This window comes from Luteolibacter sp. Y139 (genome assembly GCF_038066715.1).
Lineage (GTDB): Bacteria > Verrucomicrobiota > Verrucomicrobiia > Verrucomicrobiales > Akkermansiaceae > Haloferula > Haloferula soli.
Genome location: NZ_JBBUKT010000002.1, coordinates 462,897 through 489,265, shown reverse-complemented (window position 1 = coordinate 489,265; position 26,369 = coordinate 462,897). Strand labels below are relative to the sequence as shown.

The following is a 26,369-nucleotide window of genomic DNA, read 5'->3' as shown; positions in this document are numbered from 1 at the left end:
CATTTTAATGATTCCCGCTTTGGAACTGCTTCAGCAGAGGGTTCTCCGGCTGCTCTTGATCTGGCGTTAACTTGGGCGACGGAACCAGCGAAGGCGGGCTCGGAACAGCGTCCTTGGACCGCTCGCGTTTCTCCCGAAGTTCGCGGACTCTCTCGGCCCCCTCCTTGATGCGACGTTGGGTCTCCGGATCGTATTGCCCCGGCGATGAAGGGAAATTCAGACGGGGCGAGGGCGACGGCGGGCTCGAGGTTTGGCTGGCACAGAAGAGCAAGATCCTAACCGCGAAGATCCCGATGAGGATCCATGACCAGCCGGGAGGATTGATGCCATAGCCGGAGGAAGAGCTGCGCTCCCACTTCGTGGCCTTTTTCCCCGGCGCAGCCTCCTCCCAGTCCGGGGCCATCCGCTTTGCTGCAGCAGCCTTGACCGGCGCGGCAATGTCCGCGGGAAGCAAGCCGACGAGGGTATCGAAACACGGTCCGCGTCCTGCCATGGGAGTCTTCAGCCACCCGATGGCCGCCTTGCTTTCCTCGTCCTCCCAATCATCCCTGCCCGCGGGTCGAATCAGCCGCTGCCGCCAAAACGATTTCAAGTTGGCCGGCACCAAAACCAGCATCGTCGCCATCGCCACATGGCGATCGATGAGTTGCATCTGGAAGTCGCGCTCTCCGCGGGCGAGATGCTGATAAGCGAAATCCGCGAGACGCTCGGTGCGGCCCTTAGCCCAAAAGGCCGTCGCACCGGCGAGACGGGCAGTAGCAATCCCCGCAGCAGAAGTCGCGATGCGCCCCTTGTTCTGAAGCAACAGGTTCGCGAGATTCGCGATCCCCTCCGAGTCACCCCTGCGATCGAGGCGTTCAACGACTGCCAAAGTGGCGGAAGCGCCCCCATGCTCGAGTTCGAACAGGATCGTGTCGGCCTTGAGTACCAGTTCCGGATGATCGCCATGCCGGGCAAACACCTCCTGCATCAATCCGCCCCAGCGGATGACTTCCGAGGGATGCTCGTAGAGCAGGGTCTCCACCTGCTCGACCAGACCGGGAATGCCGTTCCCACCGTTGGCAAAGGCCGACTCCAGGCGATCAAAACAATCAATGATCGCTTGCAGGCCGGGCGACGACCCGAAGGTGCCGCTCGCACCCCACGAGGTGTCTTCGGATGCTGGCTCGTCTGCCACATCGCCTTCTTCGCGAGCAACTGGTGCATCGAAGGTCGGGAGCCGGAAAATCTCGCTGGAAGCCGTCCCGGGATGACCCTCCCCGGCATCGCCGCGATCATCACCATCATCCCCGCGCCACTCAACTTCATACAACGCGGCCTGATAGGCGTCGTGGAGCTTCCGGAATCCTTCGGGATCCTGATCCGGCCGACAGGTTTTCAGGAGCTTCGCATAGGCGCGCTTCACATCCCGTTCGGTTGCGCCCGCGGGATCCAGACCGAGTGTGGTCCACGGCATGACAGTCAGGCGTCGAGGGGTTCAGGCTGCCGTTCTCCTTCGTGTTCGAAGAAGCCACGCAGAAAGCTATCGAGCACGGCCGCGGTTTCCTTGATCGCTTGCGGATCCTGCGATTCGAGCGCGGCCTCGAAGCGATCGGTGACAGCATTGAGATGCTCACGCGCCGGGCCGACCAGTTCGGCATAGACCCGGTTGGCACGCTCGAGGCGGGCGCGGTTTGGCAACGAGTCCCGAGGATGCATCTTGAGCGGCTGCATCCGGGCCACGGCCTCTTCAATCTCCCGCTTCGAAAGTGTGCCCGGGCGCTGCTCGATCACCAGATGCTTCTTCTGGCCATTCGACAGCACGGTCACCTCCACTTCCAGGATGCCGTTCATGTCGTAGGAAAACCGGACGTCTACCTCCCCCGGTCGCTTTTGGCCCGGCATGTGACGAAGGCCGTGAACGGTCACTTCGCCGATCCCCTGATTGTCCTTGGTCATCCGGGCCTCACCTTGGAACACCTCGATTTTTATCCGATCCTGATCCGGGTGCAGGGTATTGAAGACCCGGCTGCGACTCGTCGGCACGGTGGTATTGCGGTCGATGATCGGAGCGAAATAGCCCTTGTCGACCCCGCCGCTCGCAACCTCCTTCGCCATCGCGATGCCCAAGGTATGGGGGCTCACGTCCGTCAGCACGATATCTCCCACGGCGGCATCATTGGCGCACAGCCCGGCTTGCACCGCGGCACCAAGCGCGACCACCCGGTCCGGGTCCAACTTGATCGTGGTGATTCGCTTGAGCTGATCCTGCACGAAGTCTTTGACCACGCTCATGCGACTGGCGCCTCCGACCATGAGAACATCGTCCAGCTCTGCGGCTGAAATGCCTGCATCGCGCAGGCAGCGGCTCACCACCGGCCGCAGCCGCGCCGTGATTGCCGTGGTGGCTTCCTTGAAATCCTCGCGGGTGACCTCGACCAATCGTCCATCGACCGCGACGCTCGCCACCTCGTGAACCGCGAGCAGGCGCTTGGCGACCTCGACACGTTGCCGCCAGCTCCCGCGCTGGGCCAAGCCCGGCACCCAGCCATGCTTATTCTCCAGCCACTCGCAGAAGCCGTCCGTATAGTCTTCCCCGCCCAACCGGCTTTCCCCGGCCGTCGATTTCACCTCCACCACGCCGTCGAAGATCTCCAGCAAGGTGACGTCAAAGGTCCCGCCCCCGATGTCGAAGACGAGCACCTGCGTTTCCTGCTCGGGATTGCGGTAGCCGTAGGCCAGCGCAGCTGCTGTGGGTTCGTTGATGATGCGCTCCACCTGCAAGCCGGCAATCTTGGCAGCCTCGATTGTCGCCTGCCGCTGCTGGTCGTGGAAGTAAGCCGGTACCGTGATGACCGCCTTGGTAACATCGATGTCGAGATGCAGCGCAGCGATCCGCTTCATCTCGGAAAGGACCATCGCCGAGCAGGTGACCGGGTTCCAATCCTTCCCGCCGAAACGATACCTCGCCGGCGTGCCCATGTCCCGCTTGAAGCAGGCCATGCCCGAAGACGGATCGATGATCATGCGGTCCTTCGCTGCCCTACCGACCAACAGCCGGCCATCCTCAGCCGCTGCCACCACGCTGGGCGTGAGTTCCTCCCCCAGCTCATTCGCAAGAATGCGCGGGTGGCCGTTCTCGAAAACGGCAACGAGGCTATTGGTGGTTCCGAGGTCGATACCGATCACGGGCGAGACGCTGGCGGAATTCCCGCATCATGGCAATCGCGGGCGAGATGTGTAAAAGCATATCGTTCGGTGACGAGATCTCACCGGCATGTGTCGGTGTCGCCCAGCGATCTTGACCATTTCAAGCGGATTTCCTATCCGGGATAGGCTTCGGAAGAACATGCACCTCCCCGTTCCGCAACTTGTCTTGCCCCTGCTGATGCTCCTTCGTCCGGCATGTCTGGCTCAAGTGGAGGAAAAGAAACTCTCTCCCTCGGTAGGCATGGAGTTGGACTACCAGAGGTCGCTGGCAGACGACCTGCGAACGAAGGCACAGGCGCCATTGGCCGAGCTGGACGACAAGTATCGGAGCGCCTTGGAGAAAATCCGGGACGAGGCGAAGGTGGCCGATAATACAGTCAACCGACTGGAAGCCGAGGAAGCGTTGGAGGAGTTCGAGAAATCCGGCACCCCGGATGGCGAATCCAGTCATCCGGCCATCGCCCGGCTGGAGAAGATCTATTTGGAGCAGCGCCCGAAGGTGGCGGAGCAGATTCGGCCTGATCTCATCAAGGCAGAGCAATCTCTTGGTCAGGAGCTAAAGCGCATGGTCGAGGACTTGACCAAGAAAGGTGAGGTCGACCAGGCCCTGCTGGTGAAGAAGGAGATGGACAAGGTGGCCAGCCGGGTGAAATCGATGCAACAGGGCGGCACGTTGGTAGGAGGAAAGCCTCGACCCGCCCCCAAGGTGACCATCCTCAAGGCAACCTACGCCAACGGCGATCTATCGGCGGACGTGACCCGCAAGGTCGCGGAACTCGTCGCCAACGGGAAAGATTTCTCGGCGAATCCGACGGATCTCGGCGCAGACCCCAAGCCTAACCATGGCAAGCACCTGCAAATCATCTACACCAAGGACGGCACCAAGTGGGAACAGAATCGCGGTGAGAATGAGAGGATCTTGATCGAATCCTTCACCGGCCCCCAGGACGTGAAGGAAGTGGTGGACCTGCTTGTCGGCTCACGATGGAAATCAGAAACCCGCGAACTCTTCTTCAAGGACAAGTCCGACGTGAAGAACAAGGACGTGACCGGCAAATGGCAATCGGACGGACGCTACTATTTCACCATCGAATGGAGCGCCGGTGACCGCCGGAAATATCAGTTCGACTGGCGCTACAAGGAGTTCAAGGAGCGCGGTGGACAAGAGGAGAAGTTCGTGCCGGTGGACTGAGCCAGCCATCATGAGAACTCTACGCGATGCCATCACCGGAGTGTTGAAAGATCACCCCGAAATTGACTTCCGATTCTGTCGGCTCGGCCAACATGAAAGCCTGCTCGATGCCATCGCCGAGCGCTTCTTAACGCGCGGCCGCCAGGATCTGAATCAAGTTTGGTTGCACGCGTGCTTCGCCGACATCACCGAGACCTGCCAACCGCCCGATATTTTCGCCGAACTCCGGAAGCGGGTCAGCGTCGACGAGAACTACTGGTTTCTCGCCAGTGAGGAGAACGGCAAGTATTGGGTCGCCGAAGGGAACGGTGCCGCCATCATCAAGGTGATCGTCGAGATGCACTGCTTCGAGTATTACATTATCGACCGCCAGATGACATGGCTCATCTGTGAGAACCACCACAACATGCTGATTCAAGCACGAGCAAGGGATCGAAGCATTCCAGTCTCCATCACGTGAGGTTCAAACCGAGCAGGAGCAACGAAGGCACACACTGAAAAAGAATGCCACCGGCCCATGCGGATCGGTGGCATTCTGAACAGTTCAGTTCAAGCCTTCTTCACATTCACCCACTGCCCGGTCTTCGCCGACTCGAGGACGGCGTCGCAGACGTATTGGGTGCCAAGAGCATGGCGGAAGTCGGGGTAGCGCTTCTCGGCCTTCGGGTCATCGAGTGACTTGAGGAACTCGGCCATCTCGTGGATGAACGAGTGCTCGTAACCGAGGCACAGGCCGGGCACCCACCAGTTGCCGGCGTAAGGATGATCACCGTCGGAGCAGTGGATATTGCTCCAGCCACGGCGATCACCGGGAACGCCGTGGTCGAAGTAAGAAAGACGGTTAAGGTCGTGGAGATCCCAGAAGAGGGACTTGTGTTCACCGTTGATCTCGAAGGTGTAGAGCGCCTTGTGGCCACGCGCGTAGCGAGTGGATTCGAAGATGGCCAGCGATCCATTCTCGAAGCGGGCGAGGAAGGCGCAGGCGTCGTCGATGGTGACGGCCTGCTTCTCACCGGTGGCGGTGTGGACGCGCTCCTTGATGAAGGTCTCGGTCATCGCGCTCACGGAGACGATGTCGCCATTGATCCAGCGCGCGGTATCGATGCAGTGAGCGAGCAGGTCACCCGTTACACCGGAGCCAGCGGCTGCAGCATCGAGGCGCCAGAGTCCGGCACCACCTTGCGGGAGCTCTTCGGAGATCGTCCAGTCCTGCAGGAAGTTCGCACGGTAGTGGAAAACGCGACCAAGTTCACCGGCTGCGACGATGTTCTTCGCGTGGCTAACCGCGGGCAGGAAGCGGTAGTTGTACCAGACGAGGTTCGGCAGGCCGGAGGCTTCGACGGCCTTGACCATCTCCTCACCCTGTTTGCCATCGAGGGCGAGCGGCTTTTCGCATAGGATCATCTTGCCATGCTTGATGCACTCGAGCGCGATCTCGGCGTGCGAGTCGTTCGGCGTGCAGATGTCGATGGCGTCGATGTCCTCGCGGGCGACGAGTTTTTTCCAATCGGTCTCGTAGGACTTGTAGCCCCACTTCTCGGCGAAGGCCTTCACCTTGGCCTCGTCGCGGCCGCAGACGGACTGGCGGACGACTTCGTGGTTCGAGTCGAAGAAGTGGCCGACCTGCGAATAGGCATTCGAGTGCGTGCGGCCCATGAAGCCGTAACCGATGAGGCCGATGCGGAGTTGCTTTTTCATGATGGGGAAGAGGGTGCGTCTGTTGGGTTGATGTTTGATTCAAAACGGCGTCATGCGGCGCCGGGTGTTTGGGAATGCGCGTGTTGCGGGAAGTCGAAGGTCAGCACGAGCGGTTCATCTCCCGTGTTCTCGATTTCCACACCACCGCGATTCAGCGCGGCCTGGGTGATGAATCCGATCTCGGGATAGATTTCGCCGAGCTTCATGTCCTGGTGATAGCGCACTTCGAGTTTTCCGACCCGGCCGCGTCCGCCGTTCGTGTGGAACAGCGCGGGGCTTTCCGGGCGGAAACTCGTCCTGGCTCCGGGTGCAAGGGTGAGACGGAGAATGGAACACTTCTGGTCACCGAGGAAATCACCGTAAACAATCCACCGTGCCTCCACTCCGTCGCCGGCAAATTCCTTGGCAGTGATGGCCGGACGCGAATTCTTCTGAACGAAGTCGGGATCCTGGTTCGCCTCGAAGTCGAACTTGTCCACCAGGTATTCCCAGTCTTCGTGCCGGTCCTTCGGATAGTCCTCTTCCCGGCAGGCGTAGAACGCATCGGCCGCTCCGATCCTTCCGTCAAGCGTCAGGTCCTCGGCCAGGAAATGCTCGTCCATCGTGACGTGAAGCTCGTGCGTGCAAAGGTCCGTCGGTGAGTGCAGCACGCCATTCGGCATCACGAAGCCGTCATCCAGTTTCATCATCGTGTGCGACGACAAGTGCCGCACGCCGTTGTATTCGCCCTGACCCCAACGCTGCATGCAGGCAAGGAACTGGTCCTTGGTGACGAACGGATACAGCCCCATGGCCGTGGTGTGGTAGTGCGACGGGCTGACTCCGGGGTTATCGAAGGAATTGATATCGTAAACCTCCCACTTCGACCAGTGAAGGTGATGGGGAATGGGGTTCAGGTTGTCGAACTTCTTGGACACGATCGGCCAGGTGACCTTGCCGAACAGGGATTGGGAAACCGCCACGAGCTTTTCTCCCATGACAGCTTCAGGATTGGTCTCGATCAGATCCTGGAGCGAGATGACTTGCCCACCCGGAGTGAGAACGTGGGCTTCTCCTTCACGGAACGGCGCCTTTCCCGTGCGGGTATCGATGACGCCGGTCACAATGGGCACGGTGCAGCACATCCAGACTTCATCGAGGCCGGTTCCGCCCATGTAGTCCGGATAGTAGGATTTCTCGTCGAGGCGAAGACGTTTGCCCGGTGTGCAGAATGTCCGGCCGGCGTAGCGGTGCAGAAGCTGCAGCACCCCGTCGTTTTGATTGAGGCAGTCATCGAGAATCGAATCCGATCCTCCGTCGATGACATCGTGATGAGGATATTCGTGCAGTTTTTCCGCAAGAATTGAAGTCGGGGCAGCCATGGTAGATGGATCCTGAAGAATGGTGAATGGAGTGGCCGCCGCTTCAGAGCGCCTCGTCGACTTCGATCATCTTGCCGAGGATGGTCTCCCAGGTGCGGGCGTCCTCGAGGATCTCGTTGGAGAACATGCAACCGTCCCAACAGATGTGCTTCATCCCTCGGGCGGCGGCGTCCTGCAGCCAGAAGGTGGAGCACTTGGCGATGTCCAGCTTGCCATTCGGATCATCGGCGCGGCAGTGGCGGCCGGTCTTGTCGTGGCTGCCGGTGCCGTGAACGGAACCATCGTTCTGAGCGACGTGGAAGTCGATGGTCCATGGGCGCAACGCATCGGTGAGAGTCTTGTAGGCGGGCCAGAATTCCTCGTCGGTGTAGCCTTCCTTGAGCAGGGCTGCCTCGGGAGCATTGTAGCCCATGAGGTAGAGGTAGGTGTGGGCGAGGTCGGCTTGGAAGCCAACGGTCTCCGGCATGCCGGTCGCTTCCAGCGTGTCGATCATCGCCTTCCACGAGTGCATGCCACCCCAACAGATCTCACCTTCGGCAGCGAGACGCTCGCCGTGTTGCGCAGCGATCTTGCCCGCTTCACGCCAAGTCTCGGCGATCTTCTTGGTATTGCCCACAGGATCCTCTGCCCAATCGTGCACGCCACCGGCGGAGTCGATGCGGATCAGTCCGTATTCGCGCACGCCGTGAGCCTTCAGGATATCGGCGATGCGGCAGGCCTTCTCGACGGCGAGAACGAAGTTCTTGCGATCATCAGCCGAGCCGAAAGCCGGTCCGCCGACGGTGCCCGGCCAGACCGGGGCCACCAGCGAGCCGACCTTCAGGCCGTGCGCCGCGATCTGGTCGGCCATCACCTTGATCGCGTCGTCGGAAGCGTCGGGGTCGGTGTGCGGGTGAAACAGGAACAGGTCCACGCCATCGTACTTGCGGCCATTGACGGAGGCGGCGGCGGTCATTTCGAGCATGCGCTCGAGCGAGATCGGCGGATGGTCGGTGCCGGGTTCCTTCCCGACCAGGCCGGGCCACATGGCGTTGTGAAGTTTCATGATCTTGGGTGGTAGATGTTGGGTTGCGGATGCCTTGATGTTAGAGAACGAAATTCCAGTCGATGGCCGACTCGACGGTTGCGCCGGATTCACCGGTGATCACGACCTTGCCGGGACCGGCAGGAGTGATGGAGGTCACGCGGCCGAACTTGTCCGGCACAGCAGCAACCGCTTGGACGAGACGCAGCGAAACGGTCTCATCCTTTCGGAAATGACGCGTCGTCGGAACGCCATCCGCGGCGAGTGGATTGGTGCGGGAGACGTCGACAGGATCGGCGAAGTAGGAACAAACCTCCTCAATGCCCATGCGGCCGAGGTGGCGGCCATTCCATGGCGCGGCGTGACGACCCCCATTGGAGATCCAAAGGATCGTCGATGGGAAGACCGCTGGATCCTTCAGTGAGAACCACACATAGCCATCGAGCACTGCCGCAGACCATGCGAATGGCTGCTCGTCCGTAGCTGGCTCGCTGTTCATCATCACGAGATCCTCGAAACCTTGGCGCGAGGGATACTTTGAAACATCCGTCGTCCCACCAGTAGCCAGAGGCACTTCACGAAGATCGGAAAAAGTCCCGGAAGGCTTCAAGATGCCGTATTCCCGCTGGAGCGGGTTTGAGAAATGTCCCTGATAAACGGAGCCCCAGCGGAAGGGCGATACGCTGACAAGGCCCTCGCCCTCGGTGAGGTGCGAGAAATCGATCACCGGGTGATTGCCATAGCTGTAGTCGCCCGAGACCCCCGAAATACGATGCTCACAGTAGAGCACGGTCTCGCCTTCACGCAGGATGACAATTTTCTCCAGCCAGCCGCCACTATCCGGATCATCCATGGCGAGGTGGAGTCGGTCATCGCCGCCAGCGATCACCTTCCATTCGGCATTCGCAGAAACCCCATGAGGAGGTGCGTTTTTCTGCGGCCCGAAGGGAAAGCAAAGGAAGTCCCCGCGCAAAACCGTCAACAACGGCGGGAGCCCGGCGTCCACTTCGTCCGGTGTCCACGGAGCCAGCGCATAGGGCGAAACGGTCCTCTCGCCGAGCTGGAACTCGACCGGTGCCATGTGCCCGGCGCGGCAGGAAATCCACAGCGATACCCGGTCGAGGGTTAGCTTCCAGCTTGGTTCGCCGTGGACAAGATCGTTCATCGATGAGCGCGATTCAGAAAAAATCTCACAAAAACGGAAGCAAAATCACATACCCTAGAAAAATGTGTAGCCCTCCCGAGCTTGGCTCCTTAGTCAGAAATCCACCATGAACATCGGCTTCAATCTGCTCCTCTGGACCCCCGCCCTTCAGGAAGACCAGTTTCACCTCCTCTCCTCCCTGAAAAACGCCGGCTACGATGGCGTCGAGCTGCCGATCTTCTCCTCCGACCCGGCCCACTACAAGGTCGTCGGCAAGGCCCTCGCCGACCAGGGTCTGCGCTCCACCGCGGTAACCGTGGTTCCCGACGAGGCGCACAACCCTTCCAGCCCCGTGGCCGCGAACCGCGCCGGTGCCGTTGATTTCCTCAAGGGCATCGTCGATTCCTGCCACGCCGCTGGCACCGAGATCCTGATGGGCCCCTATCACCAGCCGCTGGGCGTGTTCACGGGCAATGGCCCGACGAGCGATGAATGGCAATGGGCTGCGGAGGTGCACCGCGAGGTGGCCGACCACGCCCAGCAGGCCGGCGTGAAGCTCGTGATCGAGTGGCTGAACCGCTTCGAGTGCTACCTCATCTCCACCATGGCACAGGGCGCCGAATACGCCGCGCTGGTGAATCACCCGAACTTCACGACGATGTTCGACACCTTCCACGCGAACATCGAGGAGAAGGATCCCGCCGCCACGCTGCGGAAATACATCAAGAGCGTCGGCCACGTGCACATCTCCGAAAACGATCGCGGCACCCCAGGCACCGGCCACGCGGCGATCCGCGAGAGCATCCAGGTGCTCAAGGAAGAAGGCTACACCGGCTGGCTGACCATCGAGGCCTTTGGCCGTGCCCTGCCCGAGCTGGCCGCCGCCACACGCGTCTGGCGCGATCTCTTCCCCTCTCCTGAGGAAGTCTACACGAAGGGCATCGCGTATATCCGCGAGTGTCTGAAGTAATCGGGCTACTTGCCGATACAGAACTGGCTGAAGATGGCACCGAGGATGTCCTCGGTGTCCACCTTCCCGACGATCTCGCCGAGGGCATCGAGCGCACCGCGCAATTCTAGCGCGGCGAGTTCAGGAGCCGCGGCGCTTTCTAACAAAACCTCCGCGGTCTCCAGCGACTCATCAGCTCGGCGCAGGCAATCGCGGTGGCGGGTATTGATCGCCACCGCGTGTTCCCCCCAGTCCGCTTCGCCGAGATCAAGGGACTCACGGATCGCCCGGCGAAGTTGATCGAGACCCGCACCGGTGTTGCAGGAAAGGCGAACCCCATCGCTGCCGACCCAGTCGCCATGCTCGCCGAGGTCGGACTTGTTGAGAACGGTGACGGCGCGATTGCTTTCCGGCAGCTCCACGGCGCTCTCGGCAGCCGGTAGCGACGCATCGCGCACCACTAGCAAAAGGTCGGCACGCCCGGCCTCGTGAAGCGTGCGACGAATGCCCTCGCGCTCAATGCCGCCCGCCTCCTCGCGCAAACCCGCTGTATCGACCAAGCGCAGCGGAACCCCATCAAGGATGATCGTTTCCTCGATCGTGTCGCGCGTGGTGCCAGCCTCATCACTGACGATCGCGCGCTCGCTGCCAAGCAGCAGATTGAGCAAACTCGATTTACCCGCATTGGGACGGCCACAGATGACCGTGCGAACGCCTTCGCGGAGAATCCTCCCCTGCTCCGCCGTCGCCAGCAGCTTGGCAATACCCCCACGAGCCGCAGCCACGCGAGACAGGAAAAGATCTCCGGTATCGGGATCGATGTCTTCCTCTGGAAAGTCGATCCACGCCTCAAGATGAGCTACCACCCCGATGAGATCCTCGCGCAGTCTAACAGCCTCGCGACCGATTCCACCTTCCAGCTGCTCATGCGCTGCACGCAGCGCGAGATCGCTCTGGGCCGAGATCAGGTCCATGATCGCCTCGGCCTGGGTCAGGTCGAGCTTGCCATGAAGGAAGGCGCGTTCGGTGAATTCACCGGGACCCGCAGATCTGGCACCGCACTCTAACAGCCGCTCCAGCACCCGGCGCGTGACAAGGCGGCCACCGTGACAAGCGATCTCCACCACAGGCTCGCCCGTGAAGCTGCGAGACCCACGGAACACCGTAAGCAAGACATCATCGAGCACGCGCCCCTCCGTATCGCGAACCTTCGCTCGCGTGGCACGGCGCTCTTCAGAGCGCCCCGCCGCACCATGACAGGCACGATCCGCCACTTCCTCCGCTTGCGGGCCGGAAAGCCGGATCAAGGCGACCGCCGCAGTGCCCCCGCCACTGGCGAGCGCCGCGATGGTTTCGGTGGACGCGATCATTTGCTCGTGGTCTCCACCGCTTGGCCACCGATGCCAAGGAATTCCCAACAAATAAAACGCTTCACCGCGAGATCCGGCACCATCCCCTTGGTCCACTCGAGTTCGATCGTGGCGGTCTTGGTCTTGGGCCGCGCATCCTTCACGCCGCGCCAGTTGAGAATGGAAAGCGCACGGCCTGCGTCGGAATCGACCGGCACATTCACCCGCATCGAGTCCGTCTTGTGGGCGGGATCGACCATCCGATAGGTCTTCATCCCAATGCGGTCTTTCCCCTGCTCGGCCACATCCTCCACCACGAACAAGCGGAAAACGCTGCTGGCTCCGGGATTGGCGAGTTCAGTGAAGCTACGGAACGTGCGATGCTTCGTCTGGATGAAGGACTCCCAGTCAAGGCGGAGGCCATCCGGCGTGCGCTTGAAGAACACATTCACCTTCACCGGCTCGGATGTGAAATTGTCCGCGCGGGCAAGCGTCGATAGCAGCAAGCCCGGTTCCTCCAAACCGCGCTCAACCTCGACCGGCGCAAGGGGACGGAAGAAATCCCGCATCTCGAACTGCGGCGGCTGATCGTAGCGCATCATGAAGATCCCCCGCTTGCGATCATCCGGAGGAAGCTGCTCGACGGCGAAGCCCGACAACGGCGTGTCGGAGTCATCGATGCGCCCCGGACCGTAGAAGTCCTCCATGGTCTGTAGGAGATCGCTGCCATTGATTGAAAAGGCTGCCTTTCCAGCTGCGGAATCGGCGGCAAGGAACTCGGAAAGGACCTGCTTGGCTTCAGTCTGCCAGCCGTTATCCACGTATTCTTTCTCCCGCAATTGGGCCTGAACGTTCGGATTGATCGTTGGTCTCTTTACTACCTGCCCGGGACGGTCCTGCGAGTGCTGGAGGAACATCCACACTCCCACACCGATCGCCATCAGAGCCAGCAGCACCAGACATGGGACGATAATGATACGGCGCGATCCCTGACCCACCTTGGCAGACTGATTGGCTGGTGGATACCTGTCACTGGAGATGCGTTCCTTCGGAGGAGCCGGCTTCACGGGGCCTGGACCCGGTGGCATCCCCTGCATGGAAGCGGGTGCAGCAACATAAACTTGAGCATCCGGCACCGGCGCGGCGGATGATGCTGTCAGCGGAGCTTGGCCATACTCCGCCTGCTCCTGAGCCATCGCCTTCTGGACCTCGATCGTTTGTTTGGCGGCAAACATCCGCTCCACGGCAAGGGCCTTCTCGGACTGGAGTGCCTGCTCGGCGACCTGCGCCTTGCGGGCTGACTCGGCCTGCTCGCGTTGGGCGGTACGAACCCGCTCCTCTGCTGCAGCCTTTTCGGCAGCGCGAGCCTTCTCCATCGCTTGCGTGGCAGCCTTCTCCTCGGCAAGCGCTTGGGCGGCGGCGCGGGCGCGTTCGGCAGCCATGACGCGCTCGGCGGCCAAGGCTCGTTCCGCAGTCGCCGCCTTCTCTTCGGCGCGAGCCTTCTCTTCACCGAGCGCCTTCTCGGCCGCCAAGGCCCGTTCGGCAGCGGCTAGCTTCGCTTGATCCTGCGCACGCTGCTGGGCGATCTCCCGCTCGGCTGCAGCTTGTGCATCCGCACGGGCCTTTGCTTCCGCAAGACGCCGCTGCTCCTCGGCCTTAGCGCGTTCCGCAGCCGCGGCTTCCTCGGCTCGCGCTCGTTCTGCGGCGACGGCTTTCTCTGCAGCCGCCTTCGCTTCGGCGCGAGCCTTTTCCTCGGCAAGACGTCGCGCCTCCTCAGCCTTGGCACGCTCGGCGGCTAGCGCCTTTTCGGCAGCTGCCTGAATTTCGGCACGAGCCTTTTCAGCAAGGCGCCGTTCCTCCTCCGCCTTGGCACGCTCAATTGCGAAAGCCTTTTCGGCGGCGGCTTGAGCTTCAGCTCGAGCCCTTTCCTCTCCCTTCACGCGTTCTTCTTCCAGCGCCTTGCGATCCGCAAGCGCCTGCGCTTCAGCCCGAGCCCTCTCCACGGTGAGCGCTCGTTCGATTTCCGCCATGCGGGCCTCGGCACGGGCTCTCTCATCGGCGAGCGCCTTCTCGGCAGCGAGCGCGCGTTCCTCTGCGGCTGCGCTTTCTGCCGCACGGGCACGCTCCTTGGCCAAGGCACGTTCGGCAGTGGCGGCTCGCTCCGTAATCAGGGCATTCTCGGCAGCCAGAGCCATCTCTGCCTGCCGGGCTTCTTCAGCCCCCTTGGACTTGGCTTCGGCTTCCGCCTTCTCTTTGACAAGAATCTGCTCGATCTCCCAGGCCCGTGCCTCGGCGCGGACCTTTTCCTCTGCCAGCACGCGCTCGGATGCCAAGGCGCGTGCCGCCTCCTGCGCCTGAGTTGCAGCACGGGCCCTTTCTTCGGCCAATGCGCGTTCCGCCGCCAATGCCCGCTCCATGGCAGCAGCCCTGGCTTCGGACTCGGCCAATTGCTTGGCATGAATTTTCTCTACCTCCGTCGCGATCTCCGCGGCGCGCGCCTTTTCAGCGGCAAGCGCAAGTTCGGCCGCATGAGCACGTTGGGCAGTAGCTGCCTTCTCTTCCGCTATGACCTTCTGATTGGCTTTCGCCTTCTCGGCTTCGGCGGCGATCTCTGCCACCCGTGCCCTCTCCTCATTGATCGCACGCTCGGCAGCGGCGAACTTCTCATCCGCTTCCGACTTCTGCTTTGCCCTGCCCGCTTCCGATGCCAATTCGACCGCCCGGACCTTCTCTGAGGCAAGCGCACGCTCGGCTGCCAAGGCTCGCTCGGCGGCCGCTGCACGCTCTTCGGCTTGGACCTTTTCGCGTGCATGGGCCTTGGCCAATTCCTCGGCTCGCGACCATGCATCGTTCTTCGGCGGTTCCTGGACAGGTGGCGATGGATCCTGCGCAAACGGCGAGCGCGCCAAGTAAGACGGCGGCAATGGCGGCGGAGCCATCGGGCCCTTCACCTCCGCCACGGGCACCGACACGGGAACAGCCACCGGTTTCTCGGTCACGACGACCGCCGGCACCTCGACCTTTGCCTCCAGACGCTGCGGCTCCAGCGCCACCTCGTCGCCACTGGGAGAAGTGATCGTGCCACCACAATGAGGACAAGGCCCCGTCATCGGGGGCATGTCTCTGGGGACGAGAATTCTCCCGCTGCAGTGAGTGCAACGGAATTCCCGCTGGTCCTGGAAGGCGACGGATCCGGGCATCAGCTTGTGAGGCCGTTAGAAATATGCCCAGCCGCCTCGACTGTCAAACAGGCTTAAGGGATATCTTCAGACCGCAGCGGCTGATAGCACGGCATCCAGCACCTCCAGGCAGCGGCGATTTTGCGCCGGGGTGCCGATGGAAATGCGGACCCAGTCCGGCAGCTTGTAGCCGCTCATCGCGCGGATGATCACCCCGTGCTTGAGCATCTCGCGGAAGACACGGTCGCCCTCGCCCACTTTCACGAGGATGAAATTCGCCACACTGGGGACGAACTCAAGCCCGCGCTCACGGAAGGCAGCCTCGTAGAACGCCAAGCCTTCCTTGTTGATCGCCTTGGTCTTGTTGACGTGGTCGGCGTCTTCCAGCGCGGCAAGCGCGCCGGCCTGGGCGATGGCGTTCGTGTTGAACGGCTGGCGGGCCTTCTGAAGCACCTCGGCCAGGTGCTTCGGTGCAAGTCCATAGCCGATCCGCAGCGCGGCGAGGCCGTGGATCTTCGAGCAGGTCCGCAGTACGCAGACATTGCGGCCTTCGCGGATGTATTTGATCACGTCCGGCGCGTCATCGAGGAACTCGTGATAGGCCTCGTCAAAGGCCACCACCACATGCTCCGGCACGCGGGCCATAAAGCGATCGAGCGCCTCTTGGCCGACCATGGTGCCGGTCGGGTTGTTCGGATTGGCGATGAATAGAAGGCGCGTGTCCGGCGTGATCGCATCCGCCATCCCCTCGAGATCGTGAATGAATTCCGGATCAGCAACTTCCACGTATTTTGCGCCAAAAAGCGTAGCCATCAGCTTGTAGACCACGAAGGCGTGTTCCGCGGCGATCAGCTCGGCCTTCGGGTTCAGGAAGCTGTGGCAGAGGATCTCGATGATCTCGTTGGAGCCATTGCCGAGCACCACGTTGGATATATCCAGGTCGAACTTCTTCGCGATCGCGCTGCGCAGCTTCCAGCCGCCGCCGTCCGGGTAAATATGCGACTCATCGAGCGCCTTGCGCATGGCTTCCTTCGCCAATGGCGAGGGTCCCAGCGGGTTCTCATTGGAGGCGACCTTCACGATGTCCGCGGGATTGAGTCCCAGCTCGCGCGCGGTTTCCTCGATCGGTTTTCCGGGCTCGTAAGCGATCAGATCGCAGACGAAGCGGTTGGCGAATTGCTCGATGGCCATGCGCGGACGCTAGGCGGCGGTTTTCCGGCCCGCAACCCGCAAGATGGGTCGCGCCACCACTCAATGCGGAGCCAGCAGCGTGAACGGCCACCACGGCAAATTCCGCACCACCGCGAAGATCACCACGAAGATCGCCAGCGACCACGCGAGCCAAGGCGGCACGCCCTTCGCCGGCCGCCCGTGCCATTCGCTCCACACGGCATTTCCGAGCACGCCGACTCCCGAGACAGCGACCAGCACCACCGCCGCATTCATTCCTAGGGCTCCGGCCATATCCCCTTGCAGCAATCGCACGGCGCAGCGTGTACCGCCGCAACCAGGGCAATCCAAGCCGGTCCAATGCTTGACCAAGCAGGGAGGCAAGGCCGTGGGCCACCAGGAAATCCACCCGCGCAGGAGCAGCGCACCCGCCATGCCAGCGATCGCCAGCAAGGTCCAGGGGCGCTGCACACCGCGCATCACTGTCAGCGTTGCTGCTGCTTGGCCTTTCCGGCCTCGATCTGTTCACGCATCTGCTGGCGAATCTCCTGCGGGAACAAGTTGATGATCTTCTCCTCAACCTCTTGCGGAGGAAGGCTCGCCGCCCAGAAGTTCAGAGCGATAAAGAGCACGGCACCCACAAGGCCGATGTAGCCCAGGATCAGGCCGGCACGCGCCATCCCCTTGCCACCATTGACCGCAGGATTTTGCTTGTTCTTCGAGATCGCAAGATGCCCCGTGATGATGGCCGCGAGTGCGATCGCAGCGGAAATGAAACCGGTGCAGCAGAAGATGAACGCAATGATGCCGCACACCATCGAGGCGATCCCCAGCCCCTGCGCCCGGGACTGGCCGGGAATCATCTGCACCGGCATCGGAGAGCCCGGTGCGGATACAGGTGCTTGGTAAGGAGTGGCGGACGCGGACGGAGCCGGAGCGCCGAAAGCCGGCGGCGGAGCTTCATCTCTCACCGGAGCCTCGATCTTGAGCTGGGGAATCTGCCCCACCGGCATCCAGTCGGACATACCCTCGCACCACGCCAGATCACTCGGCCCGATTTCGCCCATGGCGATCCGGCTTTTCATGTCTTCGGTGGACAGCGGCCCCTGCTGAGAGCCGTTCTTCGCGTAAAACCAGTTCATGATGTAGGAAAGGATTTAGGGATGTGCCGAGGAAATGGCGAATACGAAAAACGCGATGAATCCCACACTCGCGGTGATCCCGAGATAACCCAGCACCAGCCCCGCAATGGCCATGCCGCGTCCGCCCATCGGCAACGGGCTGGAATTGATCTGGGACAGGGCGAGGTGGCCGCAAATCACCGCCGGCAAGCCCAGCAGGCCGTGATAGACGCAAAGCAGGATGCATACGATCCCGCAGACCATGCTGGCAATCGCCAGGCCGCTGGTCGGCATATAGTAGCCCGGCACGCCACCTGAAGCGGCCGACATTTGCGTCTGGTAGGGCGAAATGGCGTTCACCTGCAATTCAGGCACGGACTGGAGCGGCAGCCAGTCCTTCATCCCGTCCCGCCATACCAGTGTCTCCGGGCCAACGCCCCCGGACGCAATCAGCGTCCGGAGCTCGTGCTCTTCAACCGGCCCGGTCTGACCGGCCGAGGATCCGTAGTACCACTGGGACATCGAGTTGGATGGGATTAGGAAGCGCTTGGCAACGAGCGATCAGGATCGGTCTCGGCGGTATAGTCCACTCCGGCGAGGCCGAAGCCGAACAGGCGGTAGAACTCTTTCTGATAGCCCTCGAAGTCCGCCACGTCGTCGAGCGTCTCGGTGGTGACCGTGTGCCAGATCTTCTCGACCTCGGCCTGCACCTCCGGGCGCATCTCCCAGTCGTCGATGCGAATGCGGCCCTTCTCATCGAGCTGCGGCCCGCCATCCGCGCCGTAGTGGTCGGCGAACAGGCGATGAATCTGCTCGATGCAGCCTTCATGGAGGCCCTTTGCCTTCATGATCTTGTAGAGGATGGAAATGTAGAGCGGCACCACCGGGATCGCGGAACTCGCCTGCGTGACAAGTGCCTTGTTCACGGAAACCACCGCGGTGCCATCGCCGAATTCGGCGTTCAGGTCCTTCGCGGTTTGCTCCAGATGAAGCTTCGCGCGGCCGATCGTCCCATCGGTGTAAATCGCCCAGGTCAGCTCGGGCCCGATGTAGGAATAGGCCACCGTCTTGAAGCCATCCGCCAGCACACCGGCGGCCTTCATCGCATCGATCCACAGCTTCCAGTCCTCGCCGCCCATGACCTTGATGGTCTGCGCGATCTCGTCCTCGGTCGCCGGCTCGATGGTCACGCTGTCGACCTGCTTCTTGTCGGTGTTGAGATTCTTGTTGGTGTAGGTCTCGCCGGTTGGCTTGAGCACCGACTTGTAAACCTCACCGGTATTCGGATCGGTGCGCCGCGGTGAAGCGAGGCTATAGACGACCATGTCCACCTGGCCGAGGTCGGCCTTGATGGCGTCGATCACTCGCTGCTTCATCTCATTGGAGAAGGCGTCGCCATTGAAGCTCTTCGCATAGAGGCCTTCCTTGGCGGCCGCGTTTTCAAAGGCCACCGAGTTGTACCAGCCCGCCGTGCCACACTTGCCCTCGCTGCTCTCCTTTTCGAAGAACACGCCGATGGTCGAGGCACCGCCACCGAAAGCTGGCACGATCCGGGAGGAGAGGCCGTAACCGGTCGAGGATCCCACCACCAGCACTCGCTTGGCGGCGTTCTTCAATGCGGGCTTCGACTTCACGTAGTCGATCTGTTCCTGGACATGGGCGGCGCAGCCATCCGGATGAGCGGTGGTGCAGATGAATCCGCGGATTTTCGGGGAAATGATCATATCGGCGGGGGCTTTCTGACCGCTTTCCCCACGGAGGGCAAGCCCCCGGACTACTCACCACGTCCCCGGGTCCATGCCATAAAACCTCACCAATTCCGCGTAAATCTCCGGTTCCTCGCGCTTCAGGCCCTTTGAGCGCTCAAAAAACGTCTCGGTCGCCACGGCGAAAAATTCGGCCGGGTTTTCCGCACCGTAGTCATCCAGCACACTGCGCTTGCCCGCATTCACCCGCTCGCAGAAGGCATCGTAGGCTGGCAGGAACGCTCGTGACCACCGCCCGTAGTCCTCGGTTTCCTCCAATTCGGGCACGCCGTCCCCCGCCCCGTCCTCTTGGTCGATCTGATGGGCGAACTCGTGCAGCACCACGTTCAAGCCATCCTCGGGGTTCAGGTCCCCCTGCTTCACCGACTGCCACGAAAGCACCACGCTGCCGGTTCCCCATGACTCTCCGAGATTGACGTCCTCCGTGCCCCACTCGTTCTTCACGGTGAAAGCGTCCGGGTAGACGAGAATGCTACGAAGCCTCTCGTAGTAATCCTGCGGCCTCTTCGCGATCAGCAAGCAGGCAGGCGCGGCGATCGCCAGCCGCATCTCCTCCGTGACCTCATCGAGCCCGCCACAGGCCTCGAAGCTCATCTCGGAGAGAAACACATGCATCCACCCTTCCGTCTCCATCCGGATCTCCTCGGGGATCTCTTCCCATATCGGAAACCGCTCGATCACCAGCTCCCTCTGCCGGGCGTCAAGCCGCATCGCCCGCAGCTTGCGACGCCGGCGTTTGACGCGACCTGCATGCCAGAAGACGAATGCCGCCACGACGGCCAACCCGCCTAACAGAATCCACAAGCCATCGGTCATAAGCCGGCTCCGGTCTTGCGACTGACCATCCACACCAGGGAACCGCCCATCAACAAACCGCCGCAGAAGATCAGCCAGAACCAGCCATTAACGAACTCCGGCAAATGGACATTCATCCCGAATAGCCCGCCAAGCGCCACCAACGGCAGGAAGAATCCGGCCAAGAGGTTCAAGCGAAAGGCGATTACGTTGAGCTTCTCCGCCGAGACCTGCTGCTTCTCGCTCTGCTCCGCCTTCCAAAACTCCAGCGTCAGCTTCGCATCGTGGCTGAGCTGCTCGGCCGCTCGCTCGGCTTCGCGGGCGCGGTCCCGATAAGATCGCAGCTCGCGGTTATCCTCGTCGTGCACCAGCGTCTGGTCGATCGCGATCGCGAGATTGCGGGACGCCCGAGCCAGCGGCGCCGCGACCCGGGCCAGGTCGAAGATTTCCTGCGCAGTATCAGCCTCGTCGATAATGTCCTGTTTCTCGTCGAGCAGCTTGGCGTATCGGTCGAGCAGGTCCCCGAGCTTTTTCAGCCCCTTGTGGCCGGAACTATCGACCCACGTCTCATCCTGCCTCCGCCAAAAGATCAATGGCACCCGGTCCGGCGATCCCGCCTGGGGAACATCGTGAACCACCAGCAACAGTTCGTCCCGGCCGACCACACAGCGCTGGTTGCCGGGACGGTTGGAAAGCTGGTCGAACAGTTCAGCTTCGCACTCGAAGAACTGCGGCAAATAGGGGAAGTCTGAGCACTTCGACATGGCCACCATTTCAATGCGTCCCGCTCCGATGCTCAAATCCCAAAATCATCACCCGTCTTAGAGTCGGCAGCATCCCTTGAGACTTAGGGTCTGGGTGAACTAGCCTCGCCATCGACACATTTCCGCGGCAGCGCCGCTAGCCTCCCAAGCCCATGGCGAAAAAGCCTCGCCGCCCCCTCCGCGCCACTCTGTAGTCTGCTGCCATCCACCTTTCGCGTTCCCCCTTTTGTCCGCCCCACCGCCATGCCAGACCCCGCCATGACACCCGAAGAGCAGGCTGCCTACGACAAGGCTCTGCGGAAAATCAGAGCCTGCAAACGCAGAGGAGAGACCGAGTTGAATCTCAACGGAATGGGCCTCACCCGCCTGCCCCCCGAGATCGGCAAGCTCACCGAGCTGACCGAGCTTCTTCTCAACCAGAACCAGTTGGCATCCCTGCCCTCGGAGATCGGAGGGCTCACCGCGCTAACCGATCTTAACCTTAACTACAACCGATTATCCTCCCTTCCTCCGGAGTTTGCTGAGCTCACCGAGCTGACCGATCTTCACCTCTTTGGTAATCAACTGGCCTCCCTGCCTCCGGAGATTGGCAAGCTCTCCGCGCTCGCGGTGTTTGATCTAGGCAAGAATCAACTAGCTTCTCTGCCCCCCGAGCTTGGCAAGCTCACCGCACTTACAGCGCTTTCCCTCAACGGCAACAAACTGGGCGCCCTTCCTCCCGAGATCGGTAAGCTCGCAGCATTGCAAATATTTTACGTCGGCAACAACCGACTAACCTCCCTGCCCCCGGAGATCGGTAGGCTCGCCGCGTTGACAGAGCTATATCTCTCCAACAACCAACTAGCCTCCCTGCCCCCTGAGATCGGCGAGCTTACAGGCCTAACTCAGCTTCACCTCGATAAAAATCCGCTGCCGCGGGAACTGCTTCAGCTTGCGACCGGGCCAGACCGAGCGAAGAGACTGGTCGAGTATTTTTCCAACGCTGCCAAGGCGTCACTGGCGGGCGGCTTAGAAGCCCCGCGTCGCTTCGACGAGGCGAAGCTACTCATTATCGGCCAAGGCAATGTTGGAAAGTCGTGGCTGTTAAAGGCCCTCCAGGGGAAAGTCCCGGAGCCTTTGGGAGAGACGAAGGGAATCGAGATCGCCCAAGAGCCGCTCGATCTGACCCATCCCGCGGATTCGGAAAGGGCGCTGCGGCTGAACTGCTGGGACTTCGGTGGTCAAGACCATTACCAGATCACCCATCAGATTTTCTTTAGTCCAAAGGCGATCTACCTGCTAGTCTGGAAGCCGCGAACCGGGTTGGACCCGGAGTTGGTATCCAAGCTTGAGCGCATCCAACTAAGTGCCGGGTGGACAGCAAAAGTGCTGATCGTCTCCACTCACGCTGATGGCTCTATCCCGGCGGTTGTGGGGATGGATGTCCTGAGAGAACGCTTCGGGGACCTGATTTGGGGATTCCACGAGGTCGACAGCGAGAAGGGCCCGGACGGAACCGGCATCGCCAGCCTGAAAGAGGAGATCGCAAAGGTGGCGGCGCAATTGGAAGGCATGAATCTACCCTTTCTTCCGAGCTGGCACGAGGCCCGTACGGCCATCTTGGAAACGAAGAAGCCCGTGATCGAGTTCCGGGAGTTTGTGGATAAATGCGAGAAAGCAGGAATGGAGCGCACTAATGCAGCGGACTTGGCCGCGATCATGGAAGTGCAGGGCCAAGCTGTCTATTTCGCCGATGCTGCGGACGAGGCGGATGCCTGCTTAGAAGGGGAAAACCTGCTGGTGCTGAAGCCGGAGTGGTTGGCAAAAGCCGTGGGACATGTGATCGAGGACAAGCCCACTATCGCCAAATCAGGCATCCTCGATCACACGCGATTGAAGGCGATTTGGAAGAAGGATGCGAAGCGGAAGTGCGACGGCTACCCCGCCAAGCTCCATGGCTACTTACTCTGGCTGATGTGGAAGTTCGACATCGCCTACAAGCGCGACGAAAGGACCAGCCTGATCCCGCAGCACATCGTCCGCGATCGGCCGGACGACTTGTACTGGACACCAGCAGCTCGATCCTACGAGCCACAGGCGACCTTGTTCTGCCGCGTCCCCCATGATCCGCCGATCGGACTGATCCCGGCGCTGACGGCCGCCGTCCATCCCCTGCGCCGGGTGAGGGATCCGGAAGCTTCCGATGCCTTGGACCGGAATTGGAGGGATGGATTTTTCCTTGATACCGAACATCGTGGTGCCGCGTACGTGGAACTGCTGGACCGGAACCTGCAGATAATAGTGCGAGACAAATATCCCGCCAACTTGTTGGGACTGGTGCTTCGCACTTTGGAAGAGATCCGCCAACTGCGCTGGCCGCGGCTTGAGATGGATCATCGGGTGCCCTGCTGCGGAAAGAAAGAAGGGAAAGCGTGCACGGGCACCTTTCGTAAATCACGACTGGAGGAATGGCGCGGCAGGACCGTGGACTGCGAGGAATGCGGCCGGACCGACCTTCCAGTGGACAAGATGCTGCAAGGCTATGACCCGCGGGAGGAAGATCTGATGGAGCAACTGAGGCAACTCAAACAGGGAAACCAAGATCTGCTCGCCACCGCCCACGCGATCTTCAAGTCCCTGGCCCCCGAGATCCAGGAACAAGGGAAGGCGCCTAACATGTTCACGATTCTGCCCGACCAAGGGAAATGGATCACAAGGGCGACGCACATTTCCCTGCGCATCACCTGCTGGTGCGAGCACCCCGATGGTCCGCATCCCGCGGCCGGCATCTGTAGCGATGAGCCTCCCGACTATCTTCTGAAGATGCCAAAGGAATGGCTTTTAACAGTGGCGCCCTACCTCCCATGGGCCGCGACGCTCTTGAAAGCGTTCATTCCGATGGCAGGAACGGTTTCGGGTGATCTGCCGGGGATGGATTGCAAGACGGCGCTCGACCTGATGGGAGACGCGGCCAAAGTCCTGCCCACCTCCAAGCCGAAGCTTGAAAGCAAGGTTCTTACCGGCAGGATGCATGGGGGCCGTCCTGAGGAAGTGGCGTTGCGACACATCCACGATGCCTTGCTTGAACAGGTGAAGCCTGCCAAGCGATGGGGAGACCTCCGTCCCGTCCAAATCAAAGGCGGACAGGTCTTATGGCTGTGCGCGCAGCATGCGGCCATCCAGCAACCGCCTGTACCGACAATCTAGCTGCGAGGAAGGATCAACGCTGATTCCACGCCACAAGTTCGTCGTAGCGCACACCCTTGCCCCCGAAGATGTCTAAGGCAGAGCCAACGGTGACATCCACCTTGCCGCCCGAGAGTTCCTGGACCTTTTCCACGTCCGCCATGGAGGCAGCGCCGCCGGCGTAGGTGATTGGACGACCGGCCCAGGCACCGAGCATTTGGACAAGCTCGCCATCAATGCCGCCACAGAGGCCTTCGACATCCGCCGCGTGGATGAGGAATTCGTCACACCACGGGGCCAGCCGGTCGAGAGTGGCTGGTGTGACATCGAGGTCGGTGAGCGTTTGCCAGCGGTCCATGGCCACGGTCCAGCCTTTGGCAGTGCGGCGGCAGGAAAGGTCGATGATGAGGCGGTCTGCGCCAATGGCGTCGACCAGCTCTAACACTCGCTTCTCGGAAAAGGCCGCACCTTCGAAGAGCCATGAGGTGACGATGACATGCGAAGCACCGGCTGCGAGCCATTCGGCAGCATTGCCAGCGTGGATGCCACCGCCGATCTGCAGGCCGCCGGACCAAACGCCGAGAGCCTCCTTGGCCGCCTCTTCGTTGCCCGGACCGAGCTTGATGACATGACCGCCGGTGAGACCATCGCGGCGGAACATTTCCGCGAATTCCCCCGCCCCGGCGCTGGCGACGAAGTTCTCCTTCGGCCCGGGGCCGTCGTCGCGCAGGGTGCCGCCGACGATCTGCTTCACCTTTCCCTGATGGAGGTCGATGCACGGGCGGAACTTCGTCATGGCCCGCGAGCCATCGCCGCGGGGGCCGCGTGCGTCAAGACTGTGCTGTTAATCGCTCCGGCCTTGCACGCCTCGCCCCGATGCGCCACACCCGCCGCCGTGGAACGCGAAGGACTGCCGCCCGACCGCCGCTTGCGCCAGGAGATCTTGTTTGCCCGCGAGCGGGTCTACCGCTTCGGCCAGCCGACTCCTCTGGAACACCTGTCACTGGTGCCCGGCGTCGAAATTTGGGTAAAGCGCGAGGATCTTTCCCCGATCAAGGCGTACAAGTGGCGCGGTGCCTGCAACCGCATGGCCGTCCTCACGCCCGAAGAAAAAGCCACCGGCGTGGTCACAGCCTCCGCCGGAAACCATGCCCAGGGCGTCGCCCTCGCCGCCCGCGCGCTGGGAATCCAAGCCCGGATCTACATGCCCCGTTCGACGCCGCGGGTGAAACAAAGCGCCGTCCGCCATCACGGCGGCGACCGCGTGGAAATCATCCTCACCGGTGACAGCTACGATGAAGCTGTGGCCGCCGCCCTCGACGACGCCTCCACCAGCGGCGCGACCTACGTCCACGCCTACGACGATGTCCAGGTCATGGCCGGCCAAGGCACCCTCGCCGATGAGGTGGTCCTTTCCGGCCACGGCCCCTTCGATGCCGCCTATTTGCAAATCGGCGGCGGCGGCATGGCCGCAGGGGTTTCCGAGTGGCTCAAGACCTACTGGCCCGAGATCGAAATCGTCGGGGTGGAAGGCGTCGGGCAGGCATCGATGAAGGCCGCGCTGGAGGCCGGCAAGCCGGTCCCGCTCGATCAGGTGGACATCTTCTGCGACGGCACCGCCGTGCGGAAAGCGGGCACGAATACCTTCGAGATCCTGAACAGCACGCTGGATCGCATCGAAACGGTCACCAATGCCGAAGTCAGCCGCGCCATCCGCACCCTGTGGGAAGGCCTGCGCTGCGTCTCCGAGCCTTCCGGCGCGCTCGGCCTCGCCGCCGTGATGAAGAACCGCGAGCAACTCGCCGGAAAGCGCGTGCTGGTCGTCGTCTCCGGCGCGAACATCGATTTCCTCCAGATCGGCCTCATCGCTCAATCCGAAGGCTCGTCGCAGAGCGCCTCCCGCACCCTGCGGGTCCGCATTCCCGAGCGCCCCGGCACCATGCTGGAGTTGCTCGATACCTGCTTCGAGGGCGTGAATATCGCCGATTTCCAATACGGCAAGGTACACGAAAGCGAGGCGTGGCCCGCCTTCACCATCACCGCAGAAGACGCGGCGGTGCTCGATGCCGTGCCAGAAAAGCTCCAAGCACGGGGTTTCCAGTGGGAAGACCTGACCGGCGCGGTGGACATCGCCTTCCGCGCCATCCCGCTCCGTGGCGACCTCTTGGCCAGCCCGGTTTTCCTGCGGCTCGACTTCTACGAGCGCCCCGGTGCCCTGCACGACTTCCTCGACAAGCGCGTCCGCGGCCGGGCGAACCTATGCTATTTCAACTACCGTCAATCCGGCGAGCGCATCGGCCGCGCCCTGATCGGCCTCGATTTCGCGGAGGAAAGCCAACGCCGTGAGTTCCTCGAGTCCTTGCCCGAGCACGGCGACGGCTACCGCTCTTGCAAGCAGGTGGACTCTCCGACCAGCGCCCGCTTGACCGGGCATTCTCCCGGCTGACACGGGAGGCGGCGTTTCGCTGATGAAATCCGGTTCGGGCGCGCGTAGAGTCGCGCC

At 61.8% G+C, this 26,369-nt stretch carries 21 protein-coding genes; 5 read left to right on the top strand and 16 right to left on the bottom strand.

Annotated elements, in window-relative coordinates:
• Positions 1 to 4: 4 nt before the first annotated feature.
• Together WKV53_RS06960 and WKV53_RS06955 are read right to left on the bottom strand one after the other, a co-directional pair.
• Positions 5 to 1,456 carry a J domain-containing protein gene (locus WKV53_RS06960; RefSeq protein ID WP_341403676.1) on the bottom strand — a complete coding sequence of 484 codons (1,452 nt, stop codon included), beginning with the start codon at positions 1,454 to 1,456 and terminating at the stop codon, positions 5 to 7.
• Between the two features lie 5 nt (positions 1,457 to 1,461).
• Positions 1,462 to 3,168 (bottom strand): Hsp70 family protein, encoded by a 1,707-nt coding sequence (locus WKV53_RS06955; RefSeq protein WP_341403674.1) that lies wholly within the window; start codon positions 3,166 to 3,168, stop codon positions 1,462 to 1,464.
• Positions 3,169 to 3,328: 160 nt separating this feature from the next.
• Between WKV53_RS06955 and WKV53_RS06950 the strand changes: the two genes are divergently transcribed.
• Both WKV53_RS06950 and WKV53_RS06945 read left to right on the top strand, forming a co-directional pair.
• Complete coding sequence (locus WKV53_RS06950) at positions 3,329 to 4,381, top strand: hypothetical protein (RefSeq protein ID WP_341403673.1); 1,053 nt, start codon at positions 3,329 to 3,331, stop codon at positions 4,379 to 4,381.
• A gap of 10 nt (positions 4,382 to 4,391) precedes the next feature.
• Positions 4,392 to 4,841, top strand: coding sequence for a DUF6756 family protein (locus tag WKV53_RS06945; RefSeq protein ID WP_341403671.1), 450 nt, complete (start codon positions 4,392 to 4,394; stop codon positions 4,839 to 4,841).
• Between the two features lie 89 nt (positions 4,842 to 4,930).
• Here the strand turns inward: WKV53_RS06945 and WKV53_RS06940 are convergent, their stop codons facing one another.
• From WKV53_RS06940 to WKV53_RS06925, 4 genes are read right to left on the bottom strand one after another with little or no spacing between them, the layout of a single operon-like run.
• Positions 4,931 to 6,079 carry a Gfo/Idh/MocA family protein gene (locus tag WKV53_RS06940; RefSeq protein ID WP_341403670.1) on the bottom strand — a complete coding sequence of 383 codons (1,149 nt, stop codon included), beginning with the start codon at positions 6,077 to 6,079 and terminating at the stop codon, positions 4,931 to 4,933.
• A 50-nt stretch (positions 6,080 to 6,129) separates the two neighbouring features.
• Positions 6,130 to 7,440, bottom strand: coding sequence for a hypothetical protein (locus WKV53_RS06935; RefSeq protein WP_341403668.1), 1,311 nt, complete (start codon positions 7,438 to 7,440; stop codon positions 6,130 to 6,132).
• Positions 7,441 to 7,483: 43 nt separating this feature from the next.
• Positions 7,484 to 8,485, bottom strand: coding sequence for a sugar phosphate isomerase/epimerase family protein (locus WKV53_RS06930; protein ID WP_341403667.1), 1,002 nt, complete (start codon positions 8,483 to 8,485; stop codon positions 7,484 to 7,486).
• 40 nt (positions 8,486 to 8,525) lie between these two features.
• Positions 8,526 to 9,629, bottom strand: coding sequence for a hypothetical protein (locus WKV53_RS06925; RefSeq protein WP_341403666.1), 1,104 nt, complete (start codon positions 9,627 to 9,629; stop codon positions 8,526 to 8,528).
• Positions 9,630 to 9,735: 106 nt separating this feature from the next.
• Here WKV53_RS06925 and WKV53_RS06920 point away from each other — a divergent pair, with 106 nt between their 5' ends.
• On the top strand, positions 9,736 to 10,578 hold the full coding sequence (locus WKV53_RS06920) for a sugar phosphate isomerase/epimerase family protein (RefSeq protein WP_341403664.1): 843 nt from the start codon (positions 9,736 to 9,738) through the stop codon (positions 10,576 to 10,578).
• Positions 10,579 to 10,583: 5 nt separating this feature from the next.
• On the opposite strand, the gene mnmE is transcribed toward WKV53_RS06920, so the two are convergent.
• From mnmE to WKV53_RS06875, 9 genes are all read right to left on the bottom strand, one after another.
• Positions 10,584 to 11,927 carry a tRNA uridine-5-carboxymethylaminomethyl(34) synthesis GTPase MnmE gene (gene mnmE, locus WKV53_RS06915; RefSeq protein WP_341403663.1) on the bottom strand — a complete coding sequence of 448 codons (1,344 nt, stop codon included), beginning with the start codon at positions 11,925 to 11,927 and terminating at the stop codon, positions 10,584 to 10,586.
• Positions 11,924 to 15,016, bottom strand: coding sequence for a hypothetical protein (locus WKV53_RS06910; RefSeq protein WP_341403661.1), 3,093 nt, complete (start codon positions 15,014 to 15,016; stop codon positions 11,924 to 11,926). Before WKV53_RS06910 ends, mnmE begins: the two co-directional genes overlap by 4 nt.
• A gap of 156 nt (positions 15,017 to 15,172) precedes the next feature.
• The gene (gene hisC / locus WKV53_RS06905) at positions 15,173 to 16,276 is read right to left on the bottom strand and encodes a histidinol-phosphate transaminase (RefSeq protein ID WP_341403659.1); all 1,104 of its coding nucleotides are present in this window, start codon (positions 16,274 to 16,276) and stop codon (positions 15,173 to 15,175) included.
• A 60-nt stretch (positions 16,277 to 16,336) separates the two neighbouring features.
• Entirely contained in the window at positions 16,337 to 16,690 is a 354-nt protein-coding gene (locus tag WKV53_RS06900) for a DUF2752 domain-containing protein (RefSeq protein ID WP_341404118.1), read from the bottom strand.
• Positions 16,691 to 16,740: 50 nt separating this feature from the next.
• Positions 16,741 to 17,397, bottom strand: coding sequence for a GYF domain-containing protein (locus tag WKV53_RS06895; protein WP_341403657.1), 657 nt, complete (start codon positions 17,395 to 17,397; stop codon positions 16,741 to 16,743).
• Between the two features lie 15 nt (positions 17,398 to 17,412).
• Positions 17,413 to 17,898, bottom strand: a complete 486-nt coding sequence (locus WKV53_RS06890; RefSeq protein WP_341403656.1) for a GYF domain-containing protein — start codon at positions 17,896 to 17,898, stop codon at positions 17,413 to 17,415.
• A 14-nt stretch (positions 17,899 to 17,912) separates the two neighbouring features.
• Positions 17,913 to 19,100 (bottom strand): enoyl-ACP reductase FabV, encoded by a 1,188-nt coding sequence (fabV, locus tag WKV53_RS06885; protein ID WP_341403654.1) that lies wholly within the window; start codon positions 19,098 to 19,100, stop codon positions 17,913 to 17,915.
• A gap of 54 nt (positions 19,101 to 19,154) precedes the next feature.
• Positions 19,155 to 19,958 (bottom strand): M90 family metallopeptidase, encoded by an 804-nt coding sequence (locus tag WKV53_RS06880; RefSeq protein WP_341403652.1) that lies wholly within the window; start codon positions 19,956 to 19,958, stop codon positions 19,155 to 19,157.
• Positions 19,955 to 20,737, bottom strand: coding sequence for a CorA family divalent cation transporter (locus WKV53_RS06875; RefSeq protein ID WP_341403650.1), 783 nt, complete (start codon positions 20,735 to 20,737; stop codon positions 19,955 to 19,957). Before WKV53_RS06875 ends, WKV53_RS06880 begins: the two co-directional genes overlap by 4 nt.
• A gap of 222 nt (positions 20,738 to 20,959) precedes the next feature.
• Between WKV53_RS06875 and WKV53_RS06870 the strand changes: the two genes are divergently transcribed.
• Positions 20,960 to 23,887, top strand: coding sequence for a COR domain-containing protein (locus tag WKV53_RS06870; RefSeq protein ID WP_341403649.1), 2,928 nt, complete (start codon positions 20,960 to 20,962; stop codon positions 23,885 to 23,887).
• A gap of 13 nt (positions 23,888 to 23,900) precedes the next feature.
• Here the strand turns inward: WKV53_RS06870 and hisA are convergent, their stop codons facing one another.
• Positions 23,901 to 24,662 carry a phosphoribosylformimino-5-aminoimidazole carboxamide ribotide isomerase gene (gene hisA / locus WKV53_RS06865; RefSeq protein ID WP_341403647.1) on the bottom strand — a complete coding sequence of 254 codons (762 nt, stop codon included), beginning with the start codon at positions 24,660 to 24,662 and terminating at the stop codon, positions 23,901 to 23,903.
• A 99-nt stretch (positions 24,663 to 24,761) separates the two neighbouring features.
• Between hisA and WKV53_RS06860 the strand changes: the two genes are divergently transcribed.
• The gene (locus WKV53_RS06860; protein ID WP_341403645.1) at positions 24,762 to 26,312 is read left to right on the top strand and encodes a pyridoxal-phosphate dependent enzyme; all 1,551 of its coding nucleotides are present in this window, start codon (positions 24,762 to 24,764) and stop codon (positions 26,310 to 26,312) included.
• The last annotated feature ends 57 nt before the right edge of the window (positions 26,313 to 26,369 follow it).